Source organism: Methylobacterium sp. (genome assembly GCF_028290105.1).
Lineage (GTDB): Bacteria > Pseudomonadota > Alphaproteobacteria > Rhizobiales > Beijerinckiaceae > Methylobacterium.
On sequence record NZ_JAQGKL010000195.1, the window covers coordinates 1 to 8,177 of the forward strand.

The following is an 8,177-nucleotide window of genomic DNA, read 5'->3' on the forward strand; positions in this document are numbered from 1 at the left end:
CGTCCAGGCGGCCCCCCGCAACAGCAGGGGCCACTGGACGAGGATGCTCATGAAGTCGAGTTGCAGCGGCATGACGGACCCGGAACCCTGGCTGACGGTCGGGCGCGGTCAGAGCGGCAGATCGCCCGCCCCGCGCTTGAGCCACTTCTGCGAGAGGGCCTCCAGGGTGCCGTCGGCCTTGGCGGCCAGGACGATCTCGTTGACCTTTTTCAGCAATGCGTCCTCGCCCTTGTTGAGGCCGACGAAGCAGGGGCTGTCGCGCAAGAGGAGCTTGTAGTCGACGCCGAGATTCGGGTTCTTGCGGCTGAGCACGCCGATGTTCGAGACGCTGGTGGCGATGACCTGGGTCTGGCCCGCAGCGAAGGCGGCCGTGGTGGCGGCCTGGTCCTCGAAGCGCTGGATCACCGTCGAGGCCGGCGCGACCTTGCCCAGCATCTCGTCCTCCATCGCCCCGCGGGTCACCGCCACCGACTTGCCGGCGAGATCGTCGAAGCTCTTGATGCTGGTGGATTTCAGCGCGAACACGCCCTGGTAGAACGGCGCGTAGGCGGCGCTGAAATCGATGATCTTGGTGCGCTCCTCGTTCTTGCCGAGGGTCGAGACGATGAGATCGATCTTTCTGGTCTGGAGATAGGGGATGCGGTTGGCGCTCACCACCGGCACCAGTTCCACCGTGGCGCCGAGCTTCGCGCCGATGAGGTTGGCGACGTCGATGTCGAGGCCGATGGGCTTCAGGTCGAGGCCGACGAAGCCGTAGGGCGGGTAATCGGCGGGCACGCCGATCCTCACGGTCTTCGACTTCGTGATTTCGGCCAGAGCGTCCTGCGCCTCGGCGCTGCCGAACGACAGCAGGGCGGCGCTCAGGCCGAGGGCGACGAGGAGGCTGCGTTTGGTCAGGGACATCGGGCACGGGCTCGCTTGCGAAGACTGCCAGACGCCTGTGCAATTTTTGTGCAGCCAACGCCAGGGGCCGTCGCGGCCGGAGGCGATCCACGCGGTGGATGCCGGCCCGAACGACGCCGTTGCCAGATCGGCCCGCCCGTCAGGCGGGCACGGCCGTCCGTGACAACGTCCGCCCGAGCGAGGCGTCGAGTTTGGCCCGCAAGGCGCGTGTCGCCGCGACGCTCGCCTCCGGGTCGCCCGACCGAGGCCGGGCGATGTCGACCGTGTCGTGGATGCGCCCCGGATGCGGGCGCATCACCACGGCGCGGTCGGCGAGCGCCACGGCCTCGGCGACGTCGTGCGTGACGAGCAGGATGGTGGGCCGGGCCTCCGCCCACAGGGTCAGGAGATGGTGGTGGAGATCCTCGCGGGTCACCGCGTCGAGGGCCGAGAACGGCTCGTCGAGCAGCAGCACCTTGGGGTCGGCCACGAAGGCGCGGGCGATGGCCGCGCGCTGCTGCTGGCCCCCCGAGAGATCGCGCGGCCAACGGTCCGCATGGGCCGAGAGCCCGACCCGGTCGAGCACGTGGGCGACGCGGGCGCGCCGCTCCGTGCGGCTCAGATGCGCGAGCCCGAAGCCGACATTCTCGGCGATGCCGAGCCAGGGCAGCAGGCGCGGCTCCTGGAACACCAAGCCGACGCCCGGATGCGGGCCGGTGATCGCCGCCCCGTCGAGGCGGATCGCGCCGGAATTCGGCGTGTCGAGACCGGCGACGAGGCGCAGCAACGTCGTCTTCCCGCAGCCGGACCCGCCGACGAGGGCGAGGATCTCGCCCGCGGGAATCGCGAGGCGGATGCCCGCCAGCGCTTCGGTGCCGTCCGCATAGGTCTTCGCGACGTCCTGGATCGTCAGCATGGGTGGCGCTTTCAGAGGACGTCGCGGCTCACGTCCTGCCAGCGCAGGAGTGGGCGGGTCAGGGCGACGAGAAGGGCGTCGGCGAGCTTGCCGAGCACCGCGAAGGCCAGGATCGCGGCCAGGATCTGGTCGGGCTTTCCGAATTGCTGACCCTCCACGAGGAGGTAGCCGAGCCCTTCGGAGGCCCCCATCAGCTCCGCCGCGACCACGAACAGGAACCCGAGCCCGAGGCCGGTGCGCAGCGACACGATGGTGCCGGGCAGCACAGCCGGCAGCAGGATGCGGCGGGCGAGCGCCAGGCGCGAGAGCCGGAAGATGCGCCCGACCTCCACGAGCTTGCGGTCGACGGAGGCGATCGCCCCCGACACGCCGCCATAGACGGGAAAGAACACGCCCACCGCGATCAGCACGACCTTCGGTGTCTCGAGGATGCCGAGCCAGAGGATGAACAGCGGCACCCAGGCGAGCGACGGCACGGCGCGCAGGGCCTGAAGCCCCGGGTCGAGGAGGTGGCGCGCCAGGGGCAGGGTGCCGGTCAGGGCGCCGGCGAGGATGCCGAAGGCCGCGCCGCCAAGGAAGCCGAGCGCCACGCGCGTCAGCGTCGCCCGCACGTGCACCCAGAGGTCGCCGGACTGCGCCAGGGTCAGGAGCGTGCCGAGCACCCGGCTCGGGGGCGGGAGCAGGCGCCCCTGCGCCAGCCCGGCCCGGGTGGCCAGTTCCCAGCCGAGCGCCAATCCCAGCGGGATGAGCAGGCCGAGGACGAACCGGCCGCCGTGCCGCCAGGCGGGACGCGCGCGGGATCGCGCGCCCCGGCCGCTTTCCGCGACGCTGGATCCCGCATCGAGGCCGAGGGCCGGGCTGATCGAGCCCGTGCTCACCGCTCCGGCCCGGCATTGAAGCGGGTGTCGATCAGCCCCGCCACCGCCGCCGCGACATCCGTCTCCGCCGGAATCACGCCGGCCTGCTGCAGGGCGAGGCCTGCTGCCTGGATGCTGTCGGCCTGGACCTTGCCGATCTCGGGCCGGCTCAGGTCGGTGCGGGTCAATTGCCGGGCGATCACGGGCTCGGGCAGCTTCGTCGCGGTCACCAGCGCCTGGGTCACGGCGGCCGGGTTGGCGACCGCATAGGTGCGGGCCTGCTCGTAGGCGGCGATGACGACGCGCACGAGGTCCGGATGCTCCTTGGCGAAGTCCTCGCGGACGTCGAGGACGCCCCAGGTGTTGGCGGCGGCGTCGCGGAAGAACAGCGTGCTGCCGTTCTCGATCTCGGAGGCCGCCATCATCGGGTCGAGGCCGGCCCAGGTGTCGACGTCGCCGCGCTCCAGCGCGGTTCGCCCGTCCGCGTGCTGGAGCAGGACGAGCTTGGCGTCCTTCTCGGTCAGGCCGGCGCCCTGCAGGGCGCGGATGAGGAAGATGTGCGGGTCGGTGCCGCGTGTGACCGCGATGCGCTTGCCCTTGAGGTCGGCGGGCTTGGTGATGCCGCTGGCCTTGGTGGTGACGAGGGCCGTCCATTCCGGCTGCGAGAAGGCGTAGATCGCTTTGACCGGGTTGCCGTTGATGCGCGCCAGCAGGGCGGCGGCTCCGGCCGAGGAGCCGAAGTCGATGGCCCCGCCGTTCAGATATTCGAGCGCCTTGTTGGAGCCGAGCGACTGCGTCCAGCGCACGGCGATGCCCTTGTCCTTGAGGGCGGCCTCGAGAAACCCCTTCTCCTTCAGAACGAGGCTGACCGGATTGTAGGTCGCCCAGTCGAGCCGGACTTCCTTCACGTCCGCCGCCTCGCCGCGCAGCGGGGCGCCAAGCAGCAGGAACGCGCCGCAGGCGGCCCCGAGCAGCGCGCGGCGGGACGGGGATGCGGCACGGCGCCGGAGGACAGGCTTCATGGGGACGTTTCCTGAGGGAGGGCTTCGAGCGGAATGCGACGTCAGAGGGCGGGCGGCGACCAGATCGCCAGCGCCGAGGCGTCCACCGCGCGCGGCAGCAGGCCCTCGGCGCGGAAAGCGTCCGCGATGGTCTGCTGCTCCGAGAGGGCGTCGCGTGTCACGGGCTCGACGGCGTAGCTGCGCCGGGCGTTCGCCTGGAGGACCACGGCCGGTTCGAGCTTCCACAAGGCGCCGAGGCGGCTTGCGGCGGCGTCGGGGTTGGCCTTCACCCAGGCGCCGGTCTCGCGCAGCTTGGAAAACAGGATCGCCAGCACATCGGCGCGCTTGGCGGCATACTCGTCGCTCGCCAGGTAGTAGCGCTTGTACTGGGAGAGGCCGGTGCCGTCGCGCAGGATTCGGGCGCCCGTCTGCTGCTCGGCCGCCGACAGGAAGGGGTCCCAGGCGACCCAGGCCTCGACGCTGCCGCTGGCCAGCGCCGCGCGTCCATCGGACGGCGTGAGGTAGGCGGGGCTGATCGCCTTGAAGGGCAGGCCCTCGGCCGAGAGGGCCGCCAGCAGAAGGTAGTGGCTGCCGGCGCCCTTGGTCACCGCGACCTTGCGGCCCTTCAGGTCGGCGACGCTCTTGAGGGCGGAATCCTTGTTGACCAGGATCGCCTGCGCCTTCGGCGAGGCGGCCTCCTGCGCCACGTAGGTAATGCGGGCCTGCGCGGCCTGGGCAAAGATCGGCACGGTGTCGGCGACGTCGGCGGAGACGTCGATCTGCCCGGCATTCAGCGCCTCCATGATCGGCAGGCCGCTGGTGAATTCGTGCCAGGAGACGGTGACCCCGAGGGGTTCGAGGGCCTTTTCGAGGGCTGCATCGAGCTTCAGGAGGGCGATCAGAGTCGAGGATTTCTGGAAGCCGATGCGCAGGCTCTTCGGCTCGGCGGCGCGGGCGGCACCGGGCGCAAGGACGAGGAGCCCCAGTGCGGCGGCGGCCCGCAGGGCGTGGCGGCGATCGATCATGTCAGCGTGTCTCGGTGTCTGAGGGATGCTTGTGGATGGGGTCGACCCAGTGGACCGCCTCGGGGCGCTCCACGGGTTCGACATCGGTGATGTTGACGACGACCGCCTCGTTGTCGGAACGCACCAGCACGCAGTTCAGGGCCTCGTCGGGGTCGGCGTTGATCTCCTGGTGGGGCACGTAGGGCGGCACGAAGATGAAGTCGCCGGGCCCCGCTTCCGCCACGTATTCGAGGCGCTCGCCCCAGCGCATGCGGGCACGGCCCGAGACCACGTAGATCACGCTCTCCAGGGCGCCGTGATGGTGCACGCCGGTCTTGGCGTCCGGCGCGATCGCCACCGTGCCGGCCCAGATCTTCTGGGCGCCGACTCGGGCATGGTTGATCGCCGCCTGCCGGAACATGCCCGGTGTCTGGGCGGTGTTCGAATCGAGCTTGTCGCCCGGGATCACGCGGACGCCGTCGTGCTTCCAGCGCTCGGCCGGGGCGCCGTGGTCTGCGTGATCGTGCTCATGGTCGTGAGACTGCGAAGAATCGTCGTGCATCATGGCCTCTCGCGCTGTCGGTGGCGGTTCATCGTACAGCGACGGGGCTGGCCTCAAAGGGTCCGAGTTCGAAGCTGCGGTCGAGGATCGCCTCGGCCTTGGGCGCCCGCGCCTGCGGGATCAGGCCGGAGCGCACGTAGAGGTCGATGTTGCGCTGCTCGTCCGCGATCACCGCCTCGTCGATGGGCACGGCCCGGTATTCGGCCCGGGAGAACCAGCGCAGGGGCACGGCCTCCGGCAGGCCGATGAGCTTCGACCAGACGGCGGCGTAGGGAGCCGGGTCCTTGAGCGCCCATGTGCGCGCCGCCACGAGACGCCGGCCGAAATCCGCGAGTTGCGCGCGCTTTCCCTTCAGTGCCGCATCGCTCGCCACCGCGAAGCTGAGGCCCGGCGTGATGCCGTTGCCGTCGCGGACCACGCGGGCGAGCCCGGCGAGTTCGGCCGTGGAGGTGTAGGGCTCCCAGGTCGCCCAGGCGTCGACGCTGCCGCTGGCGAGCGCGATCTTGGCGTCCGCCGGGGGCAGGAAGCGCAGGGTCACGGCGCTCGCCGGCAGGCCTGCTTCCTCGAGCGCCGCCAGCACGACCTGATGGCCGATCGAGCCGCGATTGGTGGCGATGCTCCGGCCCTTGAGGTCGGCCACGGTCTCTAGGGGCGAATCCTTCGCGACCAGAATGGCCAGACCGTCCTGCCGGTTGCGGAACGCCACGAAGGCCTTGACCGGAACCCCGGCGGCGGCCGCGAAGGTGAAGGGCGCGTCGCCGACGCCGCCGGCATCGATGGCGCCCGCGTTCAGCGCCTCCAGCAACGGGGCGGCGGCCGGAAACTCGCTCCAGTCGAGCCGGTAGGGCAGGTCGGCGAGAACGCCCGCCGCCTCCATCAGCGCGCGGGCATTGCCGCGCTGGTCGCCCACCCGCAGCACCGCCTCGTCGGCGCGGGCCAATTCCATCGGGGCAAGACCGGCGAGCGCGAGGAGCGCGAGAGCCGAGAGGAGACTCCGCATCAGGCCGCCTCCGCTCTCGGCCTGCGCTCGGCCAGCAACCGGTGAAACGCCGGGATGAGGTCGCGGCCATACGCGATGGCGTCTTCGAGCGGGTCGAAGCCCCGGATCAGGAAGGTGCGCACCCCGAGGTCGTGATAGGCCAGCAGCGCTTCGGCGACCTGATCCGGCGTGCCGACGAGGGCGGTGGAATTCCCGGACGCGCCCGTCTCGCGGGCGATTGCCGTATAGAGCCGGGTGTCGAGGCGCGAGCCCTGCGCGGCCGCAGCGAGCAGGCGGCGCGAGCCCTCGTTCTGCGGGGTCGCGGCGGGGCCGAGCCCCTGCGCGGCGCGGGTGGCGCGGGTCCGGGCCAGGGTCGCCTCCGCGCGAGCCCAGGCGGCCTCCTCGGTCTCCGCCAGGATCGGCCGGAAGGAGAGGCTGAAGCGCGGGTTGCGCCCATGCGGGGCGGCCGCCACCCGCACCTTGGCGATGGCCTCGCGGACCTGGTCCAGGCTTTCGCCCCAGAGCGCGTAGGTGTCGGCGTGGCGGCCCGCCACCGCGATGGCCGCCGGCGAGGCGCCGCCGAAATAGACCGGGATGCCGCGCGGGTTCACGGGCTTCACCTCGGAGAAGCCCCGCTCGATCCGATAATGCGTGCCGGCGAAGTCGAACGGGGTCGCGGCGGTCCAGACCTGGCGCGCGATGGTCAGGAACTCGTCCGTGCGGGCGTAGCGCTCGTCCTTGGTCAGGTGGTCGCCGTCCTGCGCCAGTTCGCGGTCGTCGCCCCCGGAGATGGCGTGGATCGCGACACGGCCCCCGGTGAGCTGGTCCAGGGTCGCGAACTGGCGCGCGGCCACCGTCGGGGCGGTGAAACCCGTGCGGTGGGCGATCATCAGGCCGATGCGCTCCGTCACCGCCGCGATCTGCGCCGAGAGCAGGATCGCGTCGGGTTGGGTGGAATAGAAGGCCACGAGGATGCGGTCGAACCCGCCCCATTCATGGGCCTGGGCGAGGAGGCGCAGATAGTCGCGGTCGATGGCCGGTCCGGAGGCCGCGTGCGTCTCGGAATGGTAGCGCGGCGCGGCAAAGCCGATGAACTCGACGGCGTCCGGTTCGAGGAAACTCATGGGATCTCCTGGGTCGAGGATCTTAAAGGCCGAGGGCGGCGCGCCCGGCGCCGCTTCGCACCGCGTCGCCCTGCGGCCAGTGGATGCGTCCGCACAGGACGTCGCGCAGGTGCCGCTCGAGCGGGTTGGTGCGCGACAATCCGGGGTTGCCGGAAAGCTCCACCGCGCGCTGCACCACCGCGACGGCATTCTCGGTGACGGTGACCTTGAGGAAGCCGGATTCCTGCGCGGACGGCGCCGCCCCGCGATCCACCTCTTCGGCGACGGACCGGATCAGCCGGGCATTGACGGCGAGCTGCCGGGCGTTCCCGCCGATCGCCTCCTGAAAGCGGGGCAGGGTGGCGAGGCTCTGCCCCAGGCTTCCGGGCTTGCGCGCGCCGGCGAAGGCCACGAACCAGGCCTGCGCCGCCCGCGCGACGCCGTCGTAGAGGCTCGAGAGCAGCACGGCGTTCCAGGCCTGCTGACCCGCGTCGGCGACCCGCCAGCCCTCGGGCGGGCGCAGGTCGACGGCGTGGTCGGCGGGTACCCGGACATCCTCGAAGATCACGTCGTGGCTGCCGCTGGCGCGCAGGCCGAGATGGTCCCAGGTCTCCTCGATCCGCACGCCATCGGAGGCCATCGGCACCAGGATGTTGCCGATGCGCGGCTCCGCCTCATCGGTGCGGACGAAGACGAGGCCATGGGTGAGGGCCGGGCTGCCGGTGGAATAGATCTTCCGGCCGCTGATGCGCCATCCGGTGGAGGTCGCCCGAGCCACCGTCTCCGGCATGCCGCCCCTCGAGGGGGTTCCGAGTTCGGGCTCGACCCGCAGGGCGTTGATGAGCGCGCCGTCCTCCACCGCAGCGCGGCCTA

Annotated in this window: 9 protein-coding genes; all 9 read right to left on the reverse strand. The window is 71.3% G+C overall.

Translation table 11 applies throughout. The features are described from left to right. Positions 1-108 precede the first annotated feature (108 nt). Complete coding sequence (locus JWQ05_RS13970) at positions 109-903, reverse strand: transporter substrate-binding domain-containing protein (protein ID WP_299659281.1); 795 nt, start codon at positions 901-903, stop codon at positions 109-111. 139 nt (positions 904-1,042) lie between these two features. Further along, positions 1,043-1,798, reverse strand: coding sequence for an ABC transporter ATP-binding protein (locus JWQ05_RS13975; RefSeq protein WP_299659283.1), 756 nt, complete (start codon positions 1,796-1,798; stop codon positions 1,043-1,045). An 11-nt stretch (positions 1,799-1,809) separates the two neighbouring features. After that, the gene (locus JWQ05_RS13980) at positions 1,810-2,550 is read right to left on the reverse strand and encodes an ABC transporter permease (protein WP_299659298.1); all 741 of its coding nucleotides are present in this window, start codon (positions 2,548-2,550) and stop codon (positions 1,810-1,812) included. Between the two features lie 122 nt (positions 2,551-2,672). Next, positions 2,673-3,677: an aliphatic sulfonate ABC transporter substrate-binding protein gene (locus JWQ05_RS13985; RefSeq protein WP_299659285.1), complete on the reverse strand. Its 1,005-nt coding sequence runs from the start codon at positions 3,675-3,677 to the stop codon at positions 2,673-2,675. A gap of 41 nt (positions 3,678-3,718) precedes the next feature. After that, positions 3,719-4,681 carry an aliphatic sulfonate ABC transporter substrate-binding protein gene (locus tag JWQ05_RS13990; RefSeq protein WP_299659288.1) on the reverse strand — a complete coding sequence of 321 codons (963 nt, stop codon included), beginning with the start codon at positions 4,679-4,681 and terminating at the stop codon, positions 3,719-3,721. A gap of 1 nt (position 4,682) precedes the next feature. After that, on the reverse strand, positions 4,683-5,222 hold the full coding sequence (locus JWQ05_RS13995; RefSeq protein ID WP_299659301.1) for a cupin domain-containing protein: 540 nt from the start codon (positions 5,220-5,222) through the stop codon (positions 4,683-4,685). A 28-nt stretch (positions 5,223-5,250) separates the two neighbouring features. Then, positions 5,251-6,222, reverse strand: a complete 972-nt coding sequence (locus JWQ05_RS14000) for an ABC transporter substrate-binding protein (protein ID WP_299659291.1) — start codon at positions 6,220-6,222, stop codon at positions 5,251-5,253. Then, on the reverse strand, positions 6,222-7,325 hold the full coding sequence (locus JWQ05_RS14005; RefSeq protein ID WP_299659294.1) for an LLM class flavin-dependent oxidoreductase: 1,104 nt from the start codon (positions 7,323-7,325) through the stop codon (positions 6,222-6,224). Before JWQ05_RS14005 ends, JWQ05_RS14000 begins: the two co-directional genes overlap by 1 nt. A gap of 22 nt (positions 7,326-7,347) precedes the next feature. After that, on the reverse strand, positions 7,348-8,177 hold an 830-nt coding region (locus JWQ05_RS14010; protein ID WP_299659296.1), incomplete at its 5' end, for an acyl-CoA dehydrogenase.